Annotated in this window: 20 protein-coding genes; 10 read left to right on the top strand and 10 right to left on the bottom strand. The window is 65.3% G+C overall.

The window, feature by feature from the left end:
• Nucleotides 1–194 precede the first annotated feature (194 nt).
• Both HAP40_RS10355 and HAP40_RS10350 read left to right on the top strand, forming a co-directional pair.
• Entirely contained in the window at nucleotides 195–2,582 is a 2,388-nt protein-coding gene (locus HAP40_RS10355; protein WP_166817899.1) for a phosphoketolase family protein, read from the top strand.
• 4 nt (nucleotides 2,583–2,586) lie between these two features.
• Nucleotides 2,587–3,774, top strand: a complete 1,188-nt coding sequence (locus tag HAP40_RS10350; protein ID WP_166817900.1) for an acetate/propionate family kinase — start codon at nucleotides 2,587–2,589, stop codon at nucleotides 3,772–3,774.
• Between the two features lie 277 nt (nucleotides 3,775–4,051).
• Here HAP40_RS10350 and HAP40_RS10345 read toward each other — a convergent pair whose 3' ends face one another.
• Complete coding sequence (locus tag HAP40_RS10345) at nucleotides 4,052–4,891, bottom strand: RMD1 family protein (protein WP_166817901.1); 840 nt, start codon at nucleotides 4,889–4,891, stop codon at nucleotides 4,052–4,054.
• Between the two features lie 319 nt (nucleotides 4,892–5,210).
• Here HAP40_RS10345 and HAP40_RS10340 point away from each other — a divergent pair, with 319 nt between their 5' ends.
• Both HAP40_RS10340 and HAP40_RS10335 read left to right on the top strand, forming a co-directional pair.
• Nucleotides 5,211–5,786, top strand: a complete 576-nt coding sequence (locus tag HAP40_RS10340; protein WP_166817902.1) for a glycosyl transferase — start codon at nucleotides 5,211–5,213, stop codon at nucleotides 5,784–5,786.
• A gap of 61 nt (nucleotides 5,787–5,847) precedes the next feature.
• The gene (locus HAP40_RS10335) at nucleotides 5,848–6,777 is read left to right on the top strand and encodes a bifunctional helix-turn-helix transcriptional regulator/GNAT family N-acetyltransferase (RefSeq protein ID WP_166817903.1); all 930 of its coding nucleotides are present in this window, start codon (nucleotides 5,848–5,850) and stop codon (nucleotides 6,775–6,777) included.
• Nucleotides 6,778–7,045: 268 nt separating this feature from the next.
• Here HAP40_RS10335 and moaB read toward each other — a convergent pair whose 3' ends face one another.
• On the bottom strand, nucleotides 7,046–7,609 hold the full coding sequence (moaB, locus tag HAP40_RS10330) for a molybdenum cofactor biosynthesis protein B (protein ID WP_166817904.1): 564 nt from the start codon (nucleotides 7,607–7,609) through the stop codon (nucleotides 7,046–7,048).
• A gap of 155 nt (nucleotides 7,610–7,764) precedes the next feature.
• Nucleotides 7,765–8,712 carry a KPN_02809 family neutral zinc metallopeptidase gene (ypfJ, locus tag HAP40_RS10325; RefSeq protein WP_166817905.1) on the bottom strand — a complete coding sequence of 316 codons (948 nt, stop codon included), beginning with the start codon at nucleotides 8,710–8,712 and terminating at the stop codon, nucleotides 7,765–7,767.
• A 427-nt stretch (nucleotides 8,713–9,139) separates the two neighbouring features.
• On the opposite strand from ypfJ, the gene HAP40_RS10320 reads away from it, so the two are divergent.
• From HAP40_RS10320 to HAP40_RS10310, 3 genes are all read left to right on the top strand, one after another.
• Complete coding sequence (locus HAP40_RS10320) at nucleotides 9,140–10,270, top strand: site-specific DNA-methyltransferase (protein WP_166817906.1); 1,131 nt, start codon at nucleotides 9,140–9,142, stop codon at nucleotides 10,268–10,270.
• Nucleotides 10,271–10,446: 176 nt separating this feature from the next.
• Nucleotides 10,447–10,773: a hypothetical protein gene (locus tag HAP40_RS10315; RefSeq protein WP_166817907.1), complete on the top strand. Its 327-nt coding sequence runs from the start codon at nucleotides 10,447–10,449 to the stop codon at nucleotides 10,771–10,773.
• A gap of 124 nt (nucleotides 10,774–10,897) precedes the next feature.
• Nucleotides 10,898–11,584, top strand: a complete 687-nt coding sequence (locus HAP40_RS10310) for a glutathione S-transferase family protein (protein WP_166817908.1) — start codon at nucleotides 10,898–10,900, stop codon at nucleotides 11,582–11,584.
• Between the two features lie 58 nt (nucleotides 11,585–11,642).
• Here the strand turns inward: HAP40_RS10310 and HAP40_RS10305 are convergent, their stop codons facing one another.
• From HAP40_RS10305 to HAP40_RS10285, 5 genes are all read right to left on the bottom strand, one after another.
• On the bottom strand, nucleotides 11,643–13,604 hold the full coding sequence (locus HAP40_RS10305) for a methyl-accepting chemotaxis protein (protein ID WP_166817909.1): 1,962 nt from the start codon (nucleotides 13,602–13,604) through the stop codon (nucleotides 11,643–11,645).
• Nucleotides 13,605–13,909: 305 nt separating this feature from the next.
• Nucleotides 13,910–16,456 carry an HWE histidine kinase domain-containing protein gene (locus HAP40_RS10300; protein WP_166817910.1) on the bottom strand — a complete coding sequence of 849 codons (2,547 nt, stop codon included), beginning with the start codon at nucleotides 16,454–16,456 and terminating at the stop codon, nucleotides 13,910–13,912.
• A complete protein-coding gene (locus HAP40_RS10295) occupies nucleotides 16,453–17,037 on the bottom strand; it encodes a biliverdin-producing heme oxygenase (RefSeq protein WP_166817911.1) in 585 nt (194 codons plus the stop codon). Before HAP40_RS10295 ends, HAP40_RS10300 begins: the two co-directional genes overlap by 4 nt.
• A gap of 126 nt (nucleotides 17,038–17,163) precedes the next feature.
• Nucleotides 17,164–17,247 (bottom strand): hypothetical protein, encoded by an 84-nt coding sequence (locus tag HAP40_RS10290; protein WP_246556951.1) that lies wholly within the window; start codon nucleotides 17,245–17,247, stop codon nucleotides 17,164–17,166.
• A gap of 137 nt (nucleotides 17,248–17,384) precedes the next feature.
• The gene (locus HAP40_RS10285) at nucleotides 17,385–17,828 is read right to left on the bottom strand and encodes a nuclear transport factor 2 family protein (RefSeq protein ID WP_166817912.1); all 444 of its coding nucleotides are present in this window, start codon (nucleotides 17,826–17,828) and stop codon (nucleotides 17,385–17,387) included.
• Nucleotides 17,829–17,919: 91 nt separating this feature from the next.
• Here HAP40_RS10285 and HAP40_RS10280 point away from each other — a divergent pair, with 91 nt between their 5' ends.
• Nucleotides 17,920–18,891 carry a LysR family transcriptional regulator gene (locus HAP40_RS10280; protein WP_166817913.1) on the top strand — a complete coding sequence of 324 codons (972 nt, stop codon included), beginning with the start codon at nucleotides 17,920–17,922 and terminating at the stop codon, nucleotides 18,889–18,891.
• 121 nt (nucleotides 18,892–19,012) lie between these two features.
• Here the strand turns inward: HAP40_RS10280 and HAP40_RS10275 are convergent, their stop codons facing one another.
• Nucleotides 19,013–19,633: a glutathione S-transferase family protein gene (locus tag HAP40_RS10275; RefSeq protein WP_166817914.1), complete on the bottom strand. Its 621-nt coding sequence runs from the start codon at nucleotides 19,631–19,633 to the stop codon at nucleotides 19,013–19,015.
• Between the two features lie 126 nt (nucleotides 19,634–19,759).
• Between HAP40_RS10275 and HAP40_RS10270 the strand changes: the two genes are divergently transcribed.
• Nucleotides 19,760–21,040: a flavin-dependent oxidoreductase gene (locus HAP40_RS10270; RefSeq protein WP_166817915.1), complete on the top strand. Its 1,281-nt coding sequence runs from the start codon at nucleotides 19,760–19,762 to the stop codon at nucleotides 21,038–21,040.
• Nucleotides 21,041–21,293: 253 nt separating this feature from the next.
• Here the strand turns inward: HAP40_RS10270 and HAP40_RS10265 are convergent, their stop codons facing one another.
• The gene (locus HAP40_RS10265; RefSeq protein WP_166817916.1) at nucleotides 21,294–21,716 is read right to left on the bottom strand and encodes a PaaI family thioesterase; all 423 of its coding nucleotides are present in this window, start codon (nucleotides 21,714–21,716) and stop codon (nucleotides 21,294–21,296) included.
• 248 nt (nucleotides 21,717–21,964) lie between these two features.
• Here HAP40_RS10265 and HAP40_RS10260 point away from each other — a divergent pair, with 248 nt between their 5' ends.
• Entirely contained in the window at nucleotides 21,965–23,713 is a 1,749-nt protein-coding gene (locus HAP40_RS10260; RefSeq protein ID WP_166817917.1) for a sensor domain-containing diguanylate cyclase, read from the top strand.

Below are 23,713 nucleotides of genomic sequence, written 5' to 3'. Positions count from 1 at the left end.
AAATCAAGAACACAAACAAAAAACGCGAAAACAACCCCATGCACAGTAGCCGCCCAAATTTCGGGCGCGCGCCTTTGACCTTACGCAACACTCCGCCACGACGATCTCGTTTGATGCCGGACAGGGATCGATCGCGCCGGAACAAAGTTGGTGACGATCGCCAAAATGATCGACAGGTGAAGGTCGGCATCAACATGACAAATCAACAACAATCGGAAACGGCGAGCAGCGACCTCGATCTGCTCGATCGCTATTGGCGCGCAGCGAACTACCTCTCCGTCGGGCAAATCTACCTGCTCGACAATCCGCTGCTGCGCGAGCCGCTGCGGCCCGAGCACATCAAGCCGCGCCTGCTCGGCCATTGGGGCACGACGCCCGGGTTGAACTTCATCTATGCCCATCTCAACCGCGTCATCCGCGCGCTGGACCTCAGCGTGATCTACGTCTGCGGCCCCGGCCATGGCGGCCCGGGCATGGTCGCCAACACCTATCTGGAAGGCAGCTACAGCGAGATCTATCCGGACATCGCCCGCGATGCGGACGGATTGCGCAAGCTGTTCAGGCAGTTCTCCTTCCCCGGCGGCATTCCGAGCCATGCGGCGCCGGAGACGCCGGGCTCGATCCACGAGGGCGGCGAGCTCGGCTACGCGCTGGTGCACGCCTATGGTGCGGCGCTGGACAATCCCGACGTGATCGTGGCCTGCGTGGTCGGCGACGGCGAGGCCGAGACCGGTCCTCTCGCTGCGTCCTGGCACTCCAACAAGTTCCTCAACCCAGCCCATGACGGCGCGGTGCTGCCGATCCTGCACCTCAACGGCTACAAGATCGCCAACCCGACCGTGCTCGGACGGATGCGGGACGAGGAGATCCGCGACCTCTTCCGCGGGTTCGGCCACGAACCGCTGTTCGTCGAGGGCGACGATCCGAAAGTGATGCACCAGGCCATGGCAGACGCGCTCGACGTCGCGCTCGCCAGCATCCGCTCGATCCAGCAACACGCCCGCGACGGACGGAAGAGCGTCGAGCGGCCGCGCTGGCCGATGATCGTGCTGCGCAGCCCCAAGGGCTGGACCGGCCCCAAGGAGGTCGACGGCAAGAAGGTCGAGGGTTTTTGGCGCGCACACCAGGTGCCTGTGGCGGGCTGCCGCGAGAACCCGGCGCATCTGAAGGTCCTCGAAGACTGGATGCGCAGCTACGAGCCGGACAAACTGTTCGATGCTAGCGGCGCGCTCATTCCCGAGCTTCAGGCGCTGGCGCCCGACGGCCATCGCCGCATGGGTGCCAATCCGCACGCCAATGGCGGCCTCCTGAAGAAGGAGCTGAAGCTGCCGGACTTTCGCAGTTTTGCGATCGAAGTGCCGGACCCCGGCGGTGTCGTGGCGGAGGCGACACGCGAGCTCGGCAAATTCCTGCGCGACGTCATCCGCCTCAACGCGAAGGAGCGCAATTTCCGCATCATGGGCCCGGACGAGACCGCGTCAAACCGGCTGGACGCGGTGTTCGAGGCCACTGAACGCGTCTGGATGGAGCCGACCGAACCCTACGACGTGCACCTCGCGCAGGACGGCCGCGTGATGGAGGTGCTGAGCGAGCATCTTTGCCAGGGCTGGCTCGAAGGCTATCTGCTCACCGGGCGGCACGGATTCTTCTCGTGCTACGAGGCCTTCATCCACATCGTCGATTCCATGTTCAACCAGCACGCCAAATGGCTGAAGGTGACGCGGCATCTGCCATGGCGGCGACCGATCGCCTCGCTCAACTATCTGCTGACCTCGCATGTCTGGCGGCAGGACCATAACGGCTTCAGCCACCAGGATCCCGGTTTCGTCGACCTCGTCGCCAACAAGAAGGCCGACATCGTCCGCATCTACTTTCCGCCGGACGCCAACACGCTGTTGTGGATCGCCGATCACTGCCTGCGCACCTACAACCGCATCAACGTGATCGTCGCCGGCAAGCAGCCGTCGCCGCAATGGCTCTCGATGCAGGAGGCAGCCACGCATTGCGATGCCGGCATCGGCATCTGGAGCTGGGCCGGCACGCAGGATGCAAACGCCGAGCCGGACGTGGTGATGGCCTGCGCCGGCGACGTGCCGACGCTGGAGACGCTCGCCGCCGTCGACCTCCTGCGCAAGGCGCTGCCTGATTTGAAGATCCGCGTCATCAACGTCGTCGACCTCATGACGCTGCAACCTCGGGAGCAGCATCCGCACGGGCTGTCCGACCGCGACTTCGACAGCCTGTTCACGTCGGACAAGCCGGTGATCTTCGCCTATCACGGCTACCCTTACCTCATTCACCGGCTGACCTATAACCGCACCAACCATGCCGGCATGCATGTGCGGGGCTTTGCCGAGGAAGGCACCACGACGACGCCGTTCGACATGGTCGTGCTCAACGGGCTCGACCGCTACCATCTTGCGATCGAGGCGATCGAGCGCGTGCCTGATCTCGCGACCAGGGCGGCGCGGGTGAAGCAGCAGTTCCGCGACAAGCTGATCGAGCATTCCCGCTATGTCCGCGAGCATGGCGAGGACATGCCGGAGGTTCGCGACTGGGTCTGGCCGGGCAAGATTGGCTGACGCCATGACAACGTCCGTCCTCGTCCTCAACTCGGGATCGTCGAGCATCAAGTTCGGCCTGTTCGAGCTGGCGGCATCCGGTCCCGCCCTGCTCTGCAACGGCCTGCTCGACGAGCACGAGACAACGCCACGGCTCGTGGTGAAGAGCCCGGCGGGAGAGGATCTGTTCGAGAAGCGCAAGGACGGCTCGGATGCGGACAGCAATCATCTGTTCGCCGATGTGCTGGCCTTCATGGCGAAGCGTTTCGGTGAGCATCGATTGCGCGCCGTCGGTCACCGCATCGTCCACGGCGGGCCGGACTATTCCGGCCCGGTCGTGCTGACGGACGAGGTCTACGCCAGGCTGGAGGCGCTGACGCCGCTGGCGCCGCTGCACCAGCCGCGATGCCTGGAGCCGGTGCGCACCATCCAGGCGATCCAACCGGATCTGGTGCAGATCGCCTGCTTCGACACCGCGTTTCACCACAGCCTGTCGCCGCCCGCGCGCCGCTTCGCGATTCCCGGGCGATTCGAGCAACGCGGCCTCCGGCGCTACGGTTTCCACGGCCTCTCCTTCGAATATGTCGCGAGCCGCCTCGCCGAGATCGCACCTGAGCTCGTCGCAAAACGCACCGTGATCGCCCATCTCGGCAATGGTGCGAGCCTGTGCGCGCTGCGCGATGGCCGCAGCCTCGACACCACGATGGGACTGACGCCGCTCGACGGCCTCGTCATGGGCACGCGCTGCGGCACGATCGATCCCGGCGTGCTGCTCTATCTGCAACAGCACGACAACATGCCGGTCGAGGACGTCCAGCACCTGCTCTATCACGAGTCCGGCCTGCTCGGCGTGTCCGGCCTCTCCGCCGACATGCGCACGCTGCTCGCGAGCGGCTCAGTCGCGGCGCACGAGGCGATCGAGCTCTTTGTGCTCCGCGCCTCGCAGCAGATCGCGATGATGGCGACCACGCTTGGCGGACTGGACTGCCTCGTCTTCACCGGGGGCATCGGCGAGCATGCAAAGGAGATCCGCAGTGCGATTGGTAAACGCCTGGGCTGGCTCGGCGTGCGCATCGATGCCACTGCGAACGATGCCGCGCGCGAGCGTGTCAGCGGAGACGGAGACACCGTTGATGTGTTCGCCATCCCGACGAACGAGGAACTGATGATCGCGCGGCATTGTGTGACAGCGCTGCGAACGGTGAAGAGCTGATTTGATTAGCGCGCGATGTCAGCCAACCCGTCATTGCGAGCGAAGCGAAGCAATCCAGACTGGTTCTGCGGCAGGATTCTGGATTGCTTCGCTTCGCTCGCAATGACGAAGAATGCGGCCACAGCGCGTGTCACAACGCACTATTCGAGTTTGCGGAAACAGATCCCTCACCCTAGTGAGTTCGTGTTCACCATCGGCGCGGCCCTCTCCCGCGTCCGCCTTCGCCAAGGCTTCGGCCGACATGAGGGGCGAGGGCACAGCAACGCGCAGCTCGCTATTAATGCGTGCCCGACAAGATCTGAAAGCACCCCATCGCGACCTCGATCAAGATCAGAACCACCACCGCGATTTCGAGACGGAGCGAGCGCTGAGTGTCGATGATGTCGGTCAGGGCGTTGGCGGTCTCCGACACCGCGGTGAGCTTGCGCTCGAGCGTGTCGAGGCGTTCCTTCAGCTCGTACTCGTCCTCGAGACGGGCGTAGAGCCGGTCGAGCTCGGGCTTCTCCCAGAGCACGTCGGGTTTCTCGGCGACGGCCACGCGGCCGGCAACGCGCTGCTGCACCAGCAGCGCGTTGCCGATCAGCTGCAGGATGCCCTTGCGCCGCGGCGGCGTACGGCCGTGCTCGGCGAGCTTGCGCGCGAAGGGCTCGATCACGTCGAAGACCGCGGCGACGCGCCGCTCGTCGCGTGCCAGCGACGTGCTCTTGGCGAGCGCGTCCGCGATCAGGAGCAGCCGGTCGTCGGAGAATTTGGCGAGGCAGATCGGCCCGCCCGGCTGGATCGCCTCGACGTTCTCGTCCTTGCAGAGCTGCGCCTGCGCGGTCTCCTCCTCATAGGGGCTGAGCTCGCCGATCACCCGCGGCTTCAGGCTGTCGATCAGCACTTTCTCCTCCGAGGGCAGAAGACCGATCAGCACCACGACGCCATAGCGGAAGACCACGACGAGACCGGCATGGACGCGGAAGGCGGCCGGGGTCGAGGACACCAGCGCGCCGAGCTCGAGCCCGGAGGCATTGATGCGATCGCCCAGCATCAGCGCCCGGATCCGCAGCGTCGGTGCGACGTCCTGCTTCGGCGTTGCTGCCGTCGCGCTGGCGGCGATCTGGTCGGCACTCATGCGCAGCCTCCGTCGGCCCAAATCATCTGCGTTTTCCCGTTCGCCGGTTCGTCGCGGCTCATCCTCTACTTGCGCGATTGCGGACCGCACGTGAGCCGCGCAGCTTCCCCGCAGACCTCCGGACCAATACCGTCCGGATGAGCTTGTGCCGAAACATTCGGCAGTATTGCCAGTGTGCGCGGGACATATTTGGCTCGGCGAGGTTTACCATCGCATGCCAAGGCGCCGCCGGAAAGTTGCACTCGGCGGCGCCACGTGTTTATGACAACGTCATGAAGAGCTACGCTTCTCCCGAAGTGCAGACATTGAAGTCTCAATCATGCTGAGCGTCATCATTCCGACCGAGGGCGTGGAGCAGACGGCAGTTGCAACACTGGCCGCGCTCGTTCCCGGGGCCGCCGCTGGCATCATCCGGGAAGTGCTCCTGGTCGACAGCACGGGCAACGGCGTCATCGAACGCGTCGCCGATGTTGCGGGCTGCCGTTTCATCGGCATCGAGACATCGTCGCAAGGGGCCGCCCTTGCCGCCGGCGCGCTCCAGGCCCGTTCGCCGTGGCTGATGTTCCTTCCCGCCGGCGCGGTGCTGGAAACCGGCTGGATCGAGGAGAGCACCCAGTTCATCCAGGCCGTCTCGAGCAGCGGGCGCGACCGGGCCGCGGTGTTCCGCTATGCGCGCTCGCCGTACTCCGATACCGGACTGCGCGACATCCTCCGCGCCGTCGCACGCAAGCTCGTCGGCCCGCTCGGCGATCAGGGGCTTTTGATCGCGCGTGCCCATTACGACCGGATCGGCGGCTACCCCCCGCAGGCCCGCCGCTCCGAGGCACGGCTGCTCCGGCGGCTCGGCCGTTCCTCCCGCACCCTGCTGCGCAGCCGGATCGTGATGGCGGGCTGACGCCGCAGATACTTGCCAAAGTCAAATAATTATTTGACAATGGCAAATATCGAGGTGCCCCATGTCATTCGAAGCTGCCGACGACCACATCGCATCAGTCCGCGCCTTCAACCGCTTCTATACCCGCAAGCTTGGGGTGCTCGACCAGCACCTTGGCAAAACCCCGTTTTCGCTCAGCGAGGCCCGGGTGCTCTATGAGCTTGCGCACCGCGACGACATCGCAGCCAAGGAGATCGGCAACGAGCTTGGTCTCGACCCCGGCTATCTCAGCCGTATCGTGCAAAGCTTCGACGAAAAAGGGCTGATCACGCGAAGGCCACTGCCCACCGATCGCAGGCAATACCAGCTCAGCCTCACCGCCAAGGGCCGCCAGACCTTCGCCAAGCTGAACCTGAGCTCGCAAAACGAGGTCGCCGCGATGCTGGCCCGACTTTCGGTCAGCGATGCGACGCGGCTCACGCAGGCCATGGCGACCATCGAGACCGTGCTGGAGCAACGCCGAAGCCAGCCTGCGGCTTTCATGCTGCGCAGCCATCGCGTCGGCGACATGGGGTGGGTCATCTCGCGGCAGGGCGCCGCCTATGCCGCGGACTACAACTGGGACATCAGCTACGAGGCGCTCGTCGCCGAGATCTGCGCGCAGTTCATCAGGAACTACGACGCCGCGCGCGAGCACTGCTGGATCGCGGAAGTGGGCGGCGAGCCGGTCGGCTCGATCTTCCTGGTCAAGGCCACAGACGAGATCGCCAAGCTGCGCCTGTTGCAGGTCGAGAAGAAAGCGCGGGGGCTCGGTGTCGGCCGCGCCCTGGTCGAGCAATGCATCCAGGGCGCGCGCGAAAGGGGCTACAGCAAGATGACACTGTGGACGCAGAGCATTCTGGTGGCCGCGCGCGGCATCTATCAAAGTGCAGGCTTCAGGCTGGTGAAGGAAGAGAGGCACCACAGCTTCGGTGCCGATCTGGTCGGGGAAACGTGGGAGCGGGATCTCTGACGATCCTGCTGCGGGCGCGGTGCGCATGAATGTGCCCTCGCCCCTTGTGGGAGAGGGCATCTCCGCTGGTAGACAGAAGCTCACTTGGGTGAGGGGTATGTCTTCTCCGAGCATTCCGCGCGGATGGATACCCCTCATCCGGGGCCATAGCCGAAGCTTCGCTTCGGCGTTCTTAGGAACGGCGGCCGAAGGCCGCCTATGCCACCTTCTCCCGCATCCGCCTTCGCCAAGGCTTCGGCGGACATGAGGGGAGAAGGAAGAAGAGCAACTACACCGTCGCGCCCTGCGCCTTCGGCCTTCGCAGATGCTCGTCCAGGCGCGGCATGATCTCGACGAAATTGCAGGGGCGCGTGCGGTAGTCGAGCTGGGCTGCGAGGATGCCGTCCCAGCCGTCGCGGCAGGCGCCGGGTGAACCCGGCAGGCAGAAGATGTAGGTCGCGCCCGCGACGCCCGCGGTGGCGCGGCTCTGGATCGTCGATGCGCCGATCTTGGCGTGGCTCAGCATGTGGAACGCGATCGAGAAGCCGTCCATGCGCTTCTCGAACAGCGGCTCGATCGCCTCCGGTGTGACGTCGCGGCCGGTGAAGCCGGTGCCGCCGGTGGTAATGACGACGTCGACACCGGCATCCGCGATCCAGCGGCGGATCACGGCGCGGATCGCCTCGACGTCGTCGGTGACGATCTCGCGCGCGGCGAGGTGATGGCCGGCGGCGGTGAGGCGGTCGGCCAGCGTCTGGCCCGACTTGTCGTCGGCGAGCGCGCGCGTGTCGGACACGGTGAGCACCGCGATGTTGAGCGGGATGAATTGTTTGGTTTCGTCGATCGAGGCCATCTGCGATTCTCTCGTGTCCCGGACAAGGTGCCGCGCATCGGCGCCGCGCCGCAGAGCCGGGACCCACCTTAGAGGCTTGGGAGACCGGCATTGTGGGCCCCGGCTCTGCAGCGCATCACTTCGTGCTGCGCTGCGTCCGGGGCACGAACTCGTGGCTACATCGCACCGCCGCCGAACGTATTACAGGCCTGCACCGTGCCCTGCTGATAGCCGGTCATGAACCACTGCTTGCGTTGCGCGGCCGAGCCGTGCGTGAAGGAATCGGGCACGACCCGCCCCGTGGCCTGGCGCTGCAGCGTGTCGTCGCCGATTGCGCTTGCCGTGGTCAGCGCGGCGTCGATGTCGCCGGGTTCCAGGAAGTTCGGCCGCTTCTTGGCCTCGCGATTGACCCAGACGCCGGCCAGGCAGTCGGCCTGCAATTCCACCTTCACCTGAAGCGCATTGGCCTCGGCCTTGGAGCCGGCCTGCTGCTGCAGCCGCGTCACGCGCGGAATGATGCCGAGCAGGTTCTGGATGTGATGGCCGGCCTCGTGCGCGATGATGTAGGCAGTGGTGAAATTGCACGCCGACTTGCCGGAGCAGCCGCGGAAGCGCGTCTCGACCTCGCGGAAGAAGCTGGTGTCGAGGAAGATGGTACGGTCCGGCGGACAATAGAACGGGCCCATCGCCGACTGCGCCATACCGCAGCGGCCGCCATTGGTGGCGTTGCGGAACAGCACGACCTTCGGACCGGTATAGTTCTGACCGCTGGCCTGGAAGATCTCGCTCCAGCGGTCGTCGATCTCGCCGAGGATGCCGGCGATCATGCTGCCCACCTCGTCGGTCGGCGCGCCGCGCTTGGCCGAGGTCGAAGACGACTGGCGATCGGTCTGGTAGCTCGGGGCCTGGCCGCCGCCAGTGAGGATCTCGGCGCCGCCGATCAGGATCCGCGGATCGATGCCGAAGGCGTAGCCGACCAGGCCGAGGATGATGATGGTACCGATGCCGAGCCCGCGGCCGCCCATGGGCAGCCCGAACCCGCCTCCTCCGCCGCCGCCAAAGCCACCACCTTCGTCGCGACGATCCTCAACGTCGTCGCTGCGGCGGAAGTCATCGTAACGCATGGCGGCCTTCCCCCGGGGGGTCCCTGGTTCAATTTCGTCGGCTTCGTCGGTGCGCGTCAACGCGAAAGGTCAACGCGCCATACACGTAAAATTTCCGTTGCTTTTATCAATATCGTGGCCGGCAAAAATTGCCTAGTGCGACAGCATGTCGATGCCAGCAAATTTTTCCGAGGGTCGAGCAATTTTTTCCGAGAGAAATTTGCAGCCTTTTTGAAGCCACGATTGCTTCCGCGACGCGAGCAAGCGCGAAATACACTGCAAAATACGGCGAATGCGCACGATGAGACGCGCGCAGAACGCGATGCAAGGGCTGCTCACGAAAGCGGCGGGTTAAGTCGATTTTTACTTTGCCGCTTCAATGTACCGGTCAGTCGGTTGTTTGGTCCCGCGTCGCCGACAGCGTCGCCTGAGTCAGAGTTCTTGAGTCATGGTAGAGTCGCGTCGCGGGGCGTCTGCAAGGGCGCCCCGCACAAATTTTGAGTCTCCTTCGCATCGCATCATCCTCGGCGATTGCGTCGCCGAGATGTCGAAGCTTCAGGCTGGTTCGGTCGACCTGGTGTTCGCCGATCCGCCCTACAATCTCCAGCTCAAGGGCGATCTCAAGCGCCCCGACGAATCCCATGTCGATGCCGTCGACGACGACTGGGACAAGTTCGATTCGTTCTCCGCCTATGACGATTTCACCCGCGCCTGGCTGCTTGCCGCCCGCCGCGCGATGAAGCCCTCGGCGACGATCTGGGTGATCGGCTCCTATCACAACATCTTCCGCGTCGGCGCCATCATGCAGGACCTCGGCTTCTGGCTCCTGAACGACATCGTCTGGCGCAAGACCAATCCGATGCCGAATTTCCGCGGCCGCCGCTTCACCAACGCGCACGAGACCATGATCTGGGCCGCGCGCGACGAGAAGGCGAAGGGCTACACGTTCAACTACGAGGCGCTGAAAGCCGCCAACGAGGACGTGCAGGCGCGGTCCGACTGGCTGATCCCGCTCTGCACCGGCGAGGAACGCCTCAAGGGCGCCGACGGCAAGAAAGTGCATCCGACGCAGAAGCCGGAAGGCCTGCTCGCGCGCGTGCTGCTGTCCTCGTCCAAGCCCGGCGATCTCGTGATCGATCCCTTCAACGGCACCGGCACCACCGGCGCGGTCGCAAAGCGTCTCGGCCGCTCCTATATCGGCTTCGAGCGCGACAAGACCTACGCGAAGGCGGCCGAAGCGCGCATCGCCGAGGTCGAGCCGCTGCCGGAAGCGAGCCTGGCCCCGTTCATGACCGCGCGCGAAGCACCGCGGGTGGCGTTCTCCGAGCTGATCGAGCGCGGCATGATCATGCCCGGCACGAAGCTGTTCGATGCCAAGAAGAAGCTCGGCGCCCTCGTGCGCGCCGACGGCGCCATCATGCTGGGCGACAAGGTCGGCTCGATCCACCGCATCGGTGCCGTGGCGCAAGGCGCGCAGGCCTGCAACGGCTGGACCTTCTGGCACGTCGAGACCAAGAAGGGCCTCAAGCTGATCGACGAGCTTCGCGCCGAGATCCGCGCCGGCATGGCCGCGGGGTAGTTTCGCTCTCGTAGGGTGGGCAAAGGCGCTCTTGCGCCGTGCCCACCAATCCTTCCCCGCGGATATGGGGCCGGTGAGCACGGCGCTTTGCGCCTTTGCCCACCCTACGGCTCCTTGAATGAGGCGACAGCCAGGACTAGATTCACCGGATCAGTCCAGTCCCGACCGGTCCTCCCATGCGACGACAGTCCGAGACATTGCTGCTGGTGCCGCTGCTGCCGATCTTCCTGCTCGGCATGTTTCCGATGTTCCTGATCGCGCTCCTGGGATTTTTCGGCCTCGCCCTGTTCGGCGTGCTCGTGATCTGCGTCGGGCTCGCCAGCAGCAACGAGGCCCACGACAATTTCAACCACGACGTCATCGTGCACGGCTACGCGCGCGGATCGGAGCGCAAGGCGCGGGCCTCCGACATGCATCTCGCCGCGCGACTCGGATTACGGCTGGAAGCGGTCGGCGTGGCCATGATCGTTACGGCGGCAATCGGCCTTTGTTACGCCGGCTGACCTGCGCACCGCGCAGACGCCGCCCGGCAAACTCGCCGGTTGCTCTTCCCGACCGGGTTCGGGCAAGAGGGGGCCGCGGCAATGACACCGCGCCCGCTCTCGGCAACAGACATTGGGGAGATCGATGCTCAAATTCTATTTCAACGGATCGCCGAACCCGACCAAGGTCGCGCTCTATCTCGAAGAGGCCGGCCTGCCTTTCGAGCCGGTGAAGATCGACACCCGCAAGGGCGAGCAGTTCACGCCGGAATTCCTCAAGATCAATCCGAATGGCAAGGTGCCGGCGATCGACGACAACGGCACCATCGTGTTCGATTCGAACGCCATCCTGCTCTATCTCGCCGAGAAGACCGGCAAGTTTCTGCCCGCCGCCAGCGTGCGCGGCGAGACGCTGTCCTGGCTGATGTTCATCGCGACCGGCGTCGGGCCGTATTCCGGTCAGGCCGTGCATTTCAAGCATTTCGCGCCGAAGGAGCAGAACCACGACTACGCGCATAACCGCTACCAGTACGAGACTGATCGCCACTACAAGATTCTCGACGATCACCTCAACGGCCGCCGCGCCATGGTCGGCGACAGCTATTCGATCGTCGACATGGCGCTGTGGGGCTGGGCGCGGATGGTGCCGTTCAAGCTCGGCGACGACGCCTTCGCGCGATACCCGAACGTGAAGCGGCTGGTGGACGAGATCTCGGCGCGGCCGGCGGCCGCGCGCGCCATCGCGCTGAAGGACAAGTTCACCTTCAAGGCCGAGATGGACGACGAGGCGAGAGCCAACATGTTCAAGCACATGAAGACGAAAGTGGCCTGATCGCGCCGCACCCTTGTTCGAGGCCACGCGCAAGCGCGTGGCCTCTTGTTTTTGATGCTCAGGCGGCGTGGACCGTTTCCAGGAACCGCTTGACCTCGACCTTCAGGCGGCTGCTGTCGGCCGACAGCGAGCGCGCCGCCGAGAGCACCTGCGAGGACGCCGAGCCGGTCTCCGAGGCGCCGCGCTGCACGTCGCCGATATTGGTCGAGACGCGCTCGGTGCCGTGGGCGGCCTGTTGCACGTTGCGGGAGATTTCCCGCGTGGCCGCGCCCTGCTCTTCCACGGCGGCCGCGACCGTCGCGGAGATCTCCGACAGCCGCTCGATGGTGCCGCTGATCTCCCTGATGGCGCCGACCGACTGCTCGGTGGCGGCCTGGATGTTGGCAATCTGCTGCCCGATCTCGCCGGTCGCCTTCGCGGTCTGCTCGGCCAGCGCCTTGACCTCGGAAGCGACCACGGCAAAGCCGCGGCCGGCTTCGCCCGCGCGCGCGGCCTCGATGGTGGCATTGAGCGCGAGCAGATTGGTCTGGCCGGCAATCGTGCTGATCAGCTCGACCACATCGCCGATCCGGGCGGCCGCCTTGGACAGCTCGCCGACGCGGTCATTGGTCCTGCTGGCCTGTCCGACGGCCTCGCCGGCGATCCGGGCGGATTCCTGCACCTGACGGGCGATCTCGCCGACCGAAGAGGACAGCTCCTCGGTGGCCGAGGCTACCGCCTGCACGTTGGCGGTGGCTTCCTGCGATGCGGATGCCACCTCGGTCGACAGATCCTTGGCGCGCGACGCGGTCGTGGTCAGGGTGCCGGCGGAGGCTTCCAGCTCGTTCGACGCCGACGACACGGTGTTGACGATCTCGCCGACCGCCTGCTCGAACTGGTCGGCGAGCCGGACCATGTCGTTCTTGCGGCTCTCGGCCTGCCGCGCCTCGAGCTCGGTCTGCTCGGCGCGCATGCGCTCGGTGCCGATCATGTTGTCCTTGAACACCTGGATCGCCTTGGCCATGTCGCCGATCTCGTCGGCCTTGCCGCGCCCGGGAATCTCGGTTTCGAGATTGCCCCCGGCCAGTTGCCCCATCGCGCGCGTCATCGAGGCCAGGGGACCGACGATGCTGCGGGCGATCAGGAAGGCGACGATGCCGCCGAACAGGATGGCAAGACCGCCTGCGACCTCCTGAACGGTGGTGGTGCCGGCAACCACGGCTTCGGCATGGCTGCGCGAGTCCTGATAGTCCTTCTTCAGCGTCGCTTCCGCGGCCTTGAGCCGTCCGATGCTGTCGACGATCAGCGGCGCGAGGCTCTTGTGATAGATCTCGTCGGCCTGAAGCATGGCGGCCGACGTCGTCTCGAACGCGGATTTGTAGATTCCGAGCGCGGTCTTCACCGGCGCAAGCGTGGCGCGCAGCTCCGATGCCTGCGGGCTCTTCTCGATCGCCGCAAGCCGTTGCGCCGCCCTGTCCACGCTCGCCCTGAAATTGGCCGGCCCCTGCGCGTCGCGCACGGCCAGGAAACGCCAGTTTGCGATCCGGACCAGAAGAACCCTGGATTCGAGGTCGGCGACCAGGGCCGCGGTGTCCTCATCGACGGCGGCGCGCGCCACATCGACCAGCTTGCCCATCTTGGCGGCCAGATCCTCCCCGCTCGGCAGCAGACTCGCCTTGCCCGTCCTCGCCTCGTTGACGGCGTCGGCGAGATTGTCGCGCAGGCGCCGCATCTTGGCGATATCGTCGACGAGGCCGGTGTAGAGCTTCTTCCGCTCCTCCGAGAGCGTGCCTTTCGCCCCGACCTGCAACAACTCGGTCGCCGCGGCTTCCCGCTCTTGCGCGTCCTTCATCGCGGACTCGTTGGCGTCGTAGACGTAGCGCAGATTGGCGCGCTGGATCGCCTGAAGATGGGTGGATATCTCCAGCACCCGCGCCGTGCTGTCCGAGAGCGCGGATTGTCTTGCGACCTGATCCTGCACCGCCCGCAGATTCCAGACGGCGACCACCGCCATCACCAAACCGACTGCCACGAGGGCCATGAAGCCTGCGTACAGGCGCCCCTGATCCGCAAACGAAACTTCGGCATTCCCACTGTCCACCCAGATGCATTTCACTTCGAGCGGTCGACGATTTCGACGATCGTCGCCGGCCGCCCCGGCAGCCGCGCGTCGCGTCGATGCGACTCACGCTGCACCGCGACACAATGGGAGACACTCGTTAATTGAATCTTCAAATTGTTCGCGCGCGCCGGGTCGACCCACACAAAGAGCTGCTGATTTTGTGAGCAGCCATGCAAAGTCCCGCAAGAGTTTGCAGCGACACGCAGAGCATTGCACGCGAACGTCTACCCGGCGCCGACCTGCTGCAATTTTCCGAGCGCGTTCTCGACCACTTCCAGCGTGTAGGGCTTCTGGATCACCGGCACCGAAGCCAGCTCGTCGGGAAGCGGCGCACGTTCGCCATAGCCTGTCGCGAACATGAAGGGCACGCCGATCTCCTTCAGCTTCTGCGCCACCTTGATGCTGCTCTCGCTGCCGAGGTTGAGATCGAGCAGCGCAAAGCTCGGCCGGGTGCGCTCGATCGAGCGCAGCGCCTGATCGACTGTCGCAGCGGTGTCGACGTGGCGGGCGCCGAGGTCGAGCAGGATGACCTCCGCGGCCATCGCGATGATCAGATTGTCCTCGACGATCAGGGCCGTGTCGGAGATCCTGGGCTGGGCGGATTCCTGCTCCTCGATGCGCATGGCACCTCCTGCAATGGACGGCAACAGCTGGACGAAATTGGGGGGAATGACGAAGGTCGCCTGCACCCCCAAGAGGTCGAAGCGGATCTCGGCGTCGCCCTTGAGATCGAACGGCACCGACCGTTCGATGATCGTGGTGCCGAAGCCGCGCCGCGAGGGCGGCTGCACCGGCGGACCGCCGCTCTCCTTCCATTCGATGACGAGGCTGGAAGACGGATCGAGACGCCAGACCACCTCGACATTGCCGGTGGAATCGGCAAGCGCGCCATATTTGGCGGAGTTGGTCATCATCTCGTGCACGACCAGCGCCAGGGTCGCGAAGGCCTTGGGATCGAGCGCGACGTCGGGCCCGCCCATCTTCACGCGGTCCGCGCGTGCGCCAAGATAGGCGCCGGCCTCAGATTCGACGAGCGTGCGCAGCGCCACCGGCGCCCAGTTGAGGTTGGTGATCTGGTCGTGCGCGCGTGCCAGGGCCTGGATACGGCCGCCGAGCACGCCGGCAAACTCCTCCACGCTCTTGGCGGTGTCTTTGCTCTGCGCCACCAATGCGCGGACGAGGCTCAGGATGTTGCGGACACGGTGGTTGAGCTCGGCAATCATCAACTCCTGCCGCTCCTGCGCACCCCGGCGCTCGCGCGCGGCAAGGTCGGACAATTGCAGGATCACCTCGAGCAGCGTGACGCGCAGGCTCTCGGCGATGCGGATGTCGGCCGCCGACCACGGTTTCGATTGCCCCGCCACCGTCTCCTGCCACAACTCGAAACTCTTGCGCGGCGTCAGGCGCGGCCCGTTCGGGCCTTCCTCATAGACCTTGTCCGGCGCGCCCGCCCAAGTCACCGAACGCACCACCTCGCGCCGGAAGAAGATCAGGCAGTCGCGCGGCGTGCGCGAGATCGGGATGGCGAGAAAGCCGGCTGCGCGATCGCGAAATACCTCGCCGGCGGCATAGAGCTTGGCGATCTCGGCGCTGGCGCAGATCCGGCCCGGAGAAGTCCGGTTGATGAAGGCGACCAGATCCTTGACTTCGTCCTCGGTCGGCGTCTCGCCGTCGAGCGTGATCTTGTTGTCGGACCACACTGCCACGCCGTCGCAGGCAATCATCTTGCGATAGTCGCCGACAAAGTCGACGATCGCACGCCTGCTATGCTCATGCATCGCCGCCGTCTCGATCAGCCGTTCCTGGATTTTCTGCGCGCCGGCTTCGTAGTTGACGTCACCCTCGCGCTCGCGCCCCTCCACGAGCCAGGAAAACATCTGGCCGAACAGCTCGGACGCCGTGCGTTTCTCGAAAGAGATGTAGCGCGGCGCATAGTGATGACAGGCGAACAGCCCCCACAGCTTGCCGTCACGCAGGATCGAGACCGACATCGAGGCGCCGACCCCCATGTTGCGCAGATATTCGATGTGGATCGGCGACACCGAGCGCAGCACGCTCATCGAGAGATCGAGCAGGCCCGCGTTATGCGTGGCGGTCGACAGCAGCGCGGCCGGCGTTGCGTTGATATCGGCGATGATGCGCAGCCAGTTGCGCTGATAGAGGATGCGGGCCTGCTTGGGAATGTCGGAGGCCGGATAATGCAGGCCCAGAAACTTTTCGAGGTCTGCTTCCGCAGCCTCCGCGATCACTTCGCCAGATCCGTCCGGGTGAAACTGATAAACCATGACACGGTCGAATCCGGTCAGGGCCTTGAGCTGGCGCGCCGCCTCGCGCGCGAGATCGGTCATGCCGCGCGTCTTGCGGATGCGCTCCAGCATCAGGCGCACGAGCTCGCCGGAATTGACGCCGGGCTCGCTGACGCTGGGCTCGGCTTCCACCACGAGATAGGCGCCGGAGAAATGGATCGACAGATCGTAAAGCGGCTTGCCGGCCTGGAGCTCGACACCGAACAGGCGTTCGGTCGCATCCGGCCCTGCGAGATGATCGACGCGGCCGCGGATCGTCTCGACGGCCGCTTCCGAGATCACGCTCGACAACGGCCGCTGCAGCAGGTCGGCGACATCGGCCCCGAGGAAGCTGCCGACATTGTCCGAGGCCATGCAGATCGTGAAATCCGACAGCACCGCGAGCAGGAAGCCGAAGGGCTGCACCGTGCCGGGAATATGGATCGGCTCGCGATCGCAATTGGTGAGATTGACGGCTTCGTTCATGCCCGGTCCGCCGCCCGCTCGAACGCGACGAAGGCAGTGCGCGCCGCCTCGATCACCTCATCCTCGTCACTGACCTCCTCGATTTGGAGCCTCGACAGGAAGCTCTGCCAGAGCCGCTTGCCTGCACCATGGCTGAGATAGCTGGTGGCCTTCGCAATGCGGGGATCGGCGACGTCCGCGACCTCCTTCAGCAGGAACTTGGCCCCAAGCCGGGAGCCCTCCAGCACGTACATCGTGCCGAGCATGCCGCCGGACGTCAGCGGCGGCACGGATACGGTGGATTGCGCGGCGCTGCCGAGCCGTCCGAGATCAGCCGCGATCGCGGCGCTGCGCGACCGCTCCGGCCAGTCCGGAAACATCCTGGCGACGCCTGCCTCCACGAGCGCGGCTTCGAGCGGAAGAAGCGCGCCGGCGCTGGCGCGAAGGAAGCGGCGATAGCCCGCCATGACGGTGAGATCGAACGATGAAAGCTGCGCATCGAGCTCCCGGTGCGCAGCCGCAGTCGCATCTCTCAATCGGTCACGGAGTCCAGGGAGGCTACGGTTCACCTGTGTCGAAACGTCCGATACCCCGGCCAGCATGAAATTCCTAAACGCGCGCGATGCCGGGGCGCAATTGCCCCGGAAGCGAAGCAACGCCAGCGGAATTCAAAGGTTCCGCCGGCGCTGGAAAAACCGGGTCAGGCGACGGGCCGCGTCCTCGTCCCGTTATTTCCGCCAAGCGGACTTATGCAGCTCATATGCGATCTCCGCCCGGGTCATTCCGCAGTCCTGCAGCTCCCGATCGGTCATGGCGCTGAGCTGAGACCGGGCCCGGGACCGCGCGCGCCTGATGCGGGCGAACTCGACCAGCGCCAGCCAGGCCCGCACGACCATCGCCGGCTCTGCCTGATGGGATTGGCCCGCCATCGTGATCCGGCTCACCTCGCTCAGCTCGCAACCCTTGCCGGTGCTTGCGGAAACGGACCGAGCGCCTTCTCGGTCAGGATCGAGTCGCAATATTCCCGGATTTCCTTGATCCTGCCGTCCTCCAGGCGAAACACGAGACAATAGTCGTTATCGTAACGCACGCCCGCGGGCGTGACGTTGTCGCCTTTGGCTTCCACCACGACGATATCGCCGTCGGCGATGAAGCGGTGGGCGACGGTGCGCGTGCGGTCGCGCAGGCGGGTGCGGACATAGCCGTGCAGATCGTTGAGGATCGCCTCCTTGCCCGAAAAAGTGCGCGACCAGGAATACTGCCCGGTCACGATCCATTGGGCGTCGTCGGCGAGGCTCGCAGTGAACAGCGCGCGGTCGCGCGCGGCGGGATCCGGGTTGGCGGCCGCGGCAAAGATATCCTGCAGCAATTTCTTGTTGGCGCTCGCGCTCATGGCGGCATCTCCTCGTGGTGACATCGCGGAGATCATCGCCGCGCCAACAGCATTCTTCAAATCGATAGCGAATATGATATTTATTCGTCCTATGAATTTGAATTCGCTTGACCTCAATCTGCTGACCGCGCTCGACGCCTTGTTGCGCGAGGCCAATGTCAGCCGCGCGGCCATGCGCATCGGGCTGTCTCAGCCGGCGGCGAGCCACGCCCTGCAGCGCCTGCGTGACATCTTCGGCGATCCGCTGCTGGTGCGGACCGGCTCACGCATGGAGCTAACCCCGCGGGCACAAGCGCTGCGCGCACCGCTGGCGCAGGCGCTGGACCAGGTCCGCGGCCTGTTCGTGCCGGAGGATTTCGACGCCGCGCACAGCGAGCGGCATTTCCGCCTGATGATGCCGGATCTCGCGGTCGAGCTGCTGATGCCGCCGCTGATGGAGAAGGTGACGCAGGTAGCTCCCAACGTCCGTATCGACGTCGTGCCGTGGCGGGGACCTGCGATCTTCCACGCCGAGTTCGCCCGCACCATTGACCTCGTGATCTCGATCGGCAACGCCTTCAAGGGCTTTCACCGCCAGCTGCTCTACACCGACAGCGACGCGCTGGCGGTGCGGCGCGGCCATCCGATGGGCGCAAGGCTGAAGCGGCGCGAGATGTTCCTCGCCGCACGCCATGTCGGCGTGATCATCCGCGGGCAGCCCGAGGATCTGATCGACACCTGGCTGCGCACCAAGGGCATCGAGCGGCATATCTCGCTGGTGGTGTCGGGCTATCTCGAAGCGCTGCACGTCGCCGCCCGCACCGACCTCGTCGCCTTCGTGCCGCGCCGGCTGATCGCGGCGCTGTCGACACAGCTCGGCCTCGTCACGGTGACGCCGCCGCTCGACCCGGGGATCGACGAGCAGTTCATGTTCCACCCGACACGCGCGCAGATGGACCCCGGCTCGATCTGGCTGAGACGGCTGATGCTGGAGACGGGACGGGAGCTGGAGAAGCGGAAGGCGGGTAGGTTTGCAGCTCCGGTGTCGTCCCGGACAAGCGAAGCGCAGATCCGGGACCCATAACCACAGGGAGATGTTTGGCGAAGACTCGTCGTTCGGTACTCCTACCGAGCGCGATCGATAGATTCCGCGGTATGGGTCCCGGCGTTCGCCGGGACGACAGCGGAATCTGCGCCGCGCGCCCCTACGCCTTCTGCGCGTCCATCACCTTGCGCACGGCCGGCCGATCCGACATGCGCTTGAAATGGTCGGCGATCTTCGGCGTCGCGTTGATGTCGACGCTGTCGCCCTCGAGCCAGGTCGAGAGCGTGTAGAGATAGGGATCGCAGATCGTGAACTGCTCGCCCATCACCCAGGGTCCCCTGAACATCTTCTGCTCGATCAGGGAGAAGCAGGCGCCCATGGTCTTCGGGACCATCGCCTTCATGTCCGCGAAGGAGCTCTCCTGCGCCGCCCAGCGCGGGCCGCGCATCTTGTGGGCATGGTTGATGTGCACGGTCGAGCAGAGATAGGAGTTGAACGACTGCACCTGGGCGAAGTCGAAGGGATCGTCGAGCGGCGCGAGCTTGGCCTTGGGCAAGGTTTGCGCGATGTAGGCCAGCATGGCCGGCGTCTCGGTCAGGACGCCGCGCTCGGTCACCAGGGCCGGCACGCGCCCCTTCGGGTTGATCGCGAGATAGTCCGGGCTGTTCTGCTGGTTGTCCTTGAAGCTCAGCCGTTCGGCCGTGTAGTCGGCGCCGGCCTCTTCCAGGGTGATGTAGGTGGCGAGCGCGCAGGTGCCGGTGGCGTAGTAGAGCTTGAGCATGTCGGACCTCATGGGAAAGCCGGAAAATAACGGCTGTCGACCGCAAGGTCCATAGCACGATCTCCTCTTCGCAGTTGCCCACCGCCGCCCGGCTGTGCCAAGACGCCTCCAATTGGAGACTTTGTCATGACGGTACTCATCGCCGGCGGGGGCATCGGCGGGCTGACGCTTGCGCTCAGCCTGCACGGGATCGGCGTTCCCGCAAAAGTGTTCGAAAGCGTTGCGGAGTTGAAGCCGCTCGGCGTCGGCATCAACGTGCTGCCGCATGCGGTGCGCGAGCTGATCGAGCTCGGCCTGATCGACAAGCTGGACGCCAGCGGCGTGCGCACCCGCGAGCTCGCCTATTTCTCCAAGCACGGCAAGCCGATCTGGAGCGAGCCGCGCGGGCTTGAGGCCGGCTACAAATGGCCGCAATTCTCGATTCATCGCGGCACGCTCCAGCAACTCCTGCTCGACACTGCGGTCGAGCGGCTCGGCCGCGAGAACATCCTCACCAGCCATCATCTGACCGGCTGGACCGAGACCGCCGATGGCGTGCGCGCGGACTTCATCGACAGGGCGACCGGCAAGGCCGCGGGCAGCTATGAGGGCGCGATATTGATCGCGGCCGACGGCATCCATTCCGCCGCGCGCGAAAAGCTCTATCCCGGCGAGGGCCCGCCGATCTGGAATGGCCGCATCCTCTGGCGCGGCGTCACGCCGGCGAAAGCCTTTCTCACCGGCCGCACCATGATCATGGCCGGCCACGAGATCCTGAAATTCGTCTGCTACCCGATCTCGAAAGAGCCGGATGCCGCGGGCAACCATCTGATCAACTGGGTCGCCGAGCGCCACATGCCGCCGACCTATCAGTGGCGACGCGAGGACTACAACCGCACCGCGCGGCTGGAGGAGTTCTTGCCTTGGTTCGAAAGCTGGCGGTTCGACTGGCTCGACGTGCCCGGCCTGATCAAGAACTGCCCGCACGCCTATGAATATCCGCTGGTCGACCGCGATCCGGTGTCGCAATGGACCTTCGGCAAGGTCACGTTGATGGGTGACGCCGCCCATCCCATGTATCCGATCGGCTCGAACGGCGCCTCGCAGGCGATCCTCGACGCCCGTACCATCACGCGCGAAATCCTCGCGCATGGACCGACGCAAGCCGCGTTGCTGGCCTATGAGGCCGAGCGGCGGCCCGCGACCACCGACCTCGTCCTGCTCAACCGCAAGAACGGTCCCGAGCAGGTGATGCAGCTGGTCGAGGAGCGCGCGCCTGACGGCTACAACGTCGTCACCGACGTGCTGTCGCAGCAGGAGCTGGAAGACATCGCCGCCAACTACAAACGCGTCGCGGGTTTCCAGGTCGAGGCGCTGAATGCCAAGCCGGCAATCGTAAGCAAGGATGCGAAGCGGGTCGGCGCTTGAGCTCTCGCCTGACGTGAGATGCGCATGAATGTGCCCTCGCCCCTTGCGGGAGTGGGCGGCGACGACGGAAGACGCACACTCACTTGGGTGAGGGGCCTATCTCCGCGCGCTCGTCTATCGCGATTTGAGTTCGCCGAGAGATATCTCTCATCCGACGCCATAGCCGAAGCTTCGCTTCGGCGTTCTCAAGAACGGCGGAAGGCCGCCTATGCCATTTCTCCCGCAAGGCGAGAAGGAAGAAAGTGCGGCAACACTATTTGTTCACCACCCTCGCCGCTTCCAGCAACCGCTCGCTGGCGCTTGCCGTCGCCAGCACGGTGCCGTCCCCGGCCATCAGCTTACCCTCGACGAACGCAATCGTCTTGCCGAGCTGCGTCACCCTGGCCTCGCCGATGATCGGGCCGGGCTTCGCCGGGCTGAGGAAGTTCACGGTCATGGTGATGGTGGTGGTGTAGAGCCGGCCCTCGCTCATCACCAGCACGGCCGGACCCATCGTGTCGTCGAGCATGGCCGAAAGCATGCCGCCCTGGATGAAGCCTGCGGGGTTGCAGAACTCCGGCTTGCCGTCGAAGCCGAGCTTGATCCAGCCCTCCTGCGGGCGGGCGTCGAGCAGGCGCCAGCCCAACAGCTCGGCGCAGGGTGGCCTTCGAAAGTTGTCGAGCGCGGTCTTGACCATGCGAACCTCCGTTGCCCAGCGTGGATAGCGCAGGTCTGCTGACAGCCTGGTGTCAGCAGCTCATGCTGCATTGCGGCGGCAATGAACCGAGACGTCATCGGCGCGAAACCAGCACCTTCCACACAAATTAAGGCCATTTCAACCAACCGGCTTCACGGCCGATTCAATACATTGCCAAGGAATGCCAGGCCGGTAAGCGGCTGGAAGTTGCCGCATGGGACAAGCGATCGTAACACCGGAGCTCTCCCATGCGCGCGCTGTGGCAGCAGGCCAAGAACCGCCTGCACGCATTCGAAGACCATCTGACGGTACGAACCCAGATCGCCGCGGCCGTGGCGGCCTTGTCGATCGTCCTTGTCGGCACGCTCGCCGCCGGCGCAGCCCTCATCAGCTATCGAAATACGGCCGCCCTCATCGATAGCAGTCTCACGCAGATCGCCTCCACCACCTCGGGCCGGCTCGACCGCTTCATGGCGACGCGCCAGCAGGAGATCAAGCTGTTCGCGGAGCTGCAACCGATGCAGCCGCTGTGGCAGGGCGATCCGGCCGCCCTGCGCCGCGCGCTCGAATCCCTCCAGCGCACTTTTTCCGACTTCGCCTGGATCGGCTTTGCCGATACCGAGGGCAACGTCGTCGCCGCAACCGGCGGCCTGCTGCAGGGCAAGTCCGTGGCTGCGCGGCCCTGGTTCAAGCAAGGTTTGCGGAGCGTTGCCATTGGCGACGTGCATGAGGCCCTCCTGCTCGCCTCGCTGCTGACCCAGCGCGCCAACAACGAACCCTATCGCTTCGTCGACATCGCCGTTCCCGTGCACGACGCCGCCGGCAAGCTGCTCGGCGTGCTCGGCGGACATCTGGACTGGAATTGGGCCAGTAACCTGATCAAGGACGCCGAAGCCAATGACGGCAACACCAATACGCAGCTGTCGATCCTCAGCAAGGGCGGCACGATCCTGGTCGGACCCAAGCAGGAGACCGTCCGCTATGGCGGCGACGACCTCGCCGGCATCCTGAAGGCCGGCGTCGGCACCCTGCACGAGACTGTGGACGAACGGCAGATGCTGACGGCATTCCACGTCGGCAAGGGTCACCGCGATTATCAGGGGCTGAACTGGATCGTCACTGCGAGTCAGCCGGCGAGCGTGGCGCTCGCGGCCGCGATTTCGTCGGCCCAGACGATCCTGGCGATCGGGGCCGTCACCGCCCTGATCGGGCTGTCGCTCGCCATGCTGGTCTCGCGCCGGATCGCCGGCCCGATCATTGCCATCACGGGAGAAGCCGACCGCATCGGGCGCGCCCACGGCCCGACCATGCTGGCGCGGCAGAGCGGCTCGGCCGAGGTCGTGCAGCTGTCGCGCGCGCTGCGCTCGCTGCTTCGCCGCATCGGCCTCGCCGAAGAGCGTACCCGCGAGGCCGAACTGCGCGCCACCGAGAACGCGATGCAGCTCCAGGAGGACATGCTGAAGCTGCGCCAGCTCGCCGACACCGACTTCATGACCGGCCTGATGAACCGCCGCTCCTTCCTCGCCGTCGCCGACGACGCGGTCGCGTTCTGCCGCCGCTACAAGCGCAACATGGCGACGCTGATGATCGACATCGACCATTTCAAGAAGATCAACGACACCCATGGCCACCCGGCCGGCGACGACGCCATCAAGCGCGTCGCCGAGATCGTCAGCCAGTCGATCCGGACCACCGACAAGGCCGCCCGCTTCGGCGGCGAGGAATTCGTGGTGCTGCTGCGCGAGATCGACCAGGAGACCGCCGCGCTGCTTGCCGATCGCATCAGGACCTCGATCGAGAGCGCGACGGTGCGCCACGGCGATATCGTCATTCCCATCACGGTCTCGGTCGGGCTCGCGCTGTTCGACGAGCGTGATCGCGACGTGCAGGACGTCATCGAGCGCGCCGATCAGGGCCTCTATGTCGCCAAGAAAACCGGACGCAACCGCACGTTCCTGATGCCGGCAACCGACGAACGCGCCGCCCGCGCCGCCTGA

It is taken from the genome of Bradyrhizobium sp. 1(2017) (assembly GCF_011602485.2).
GTDB lineage: Bacteria > Pseudomonadota > Alphaproteobacteria > Rhizobiales > Xanthobacteraceae > Bradyrhizobium.
The sequence above is the reverse complement of the archived record's forward strand: the minus strand, read 5'-3'. Positions and strand labels throughout refer to the sequence as shown.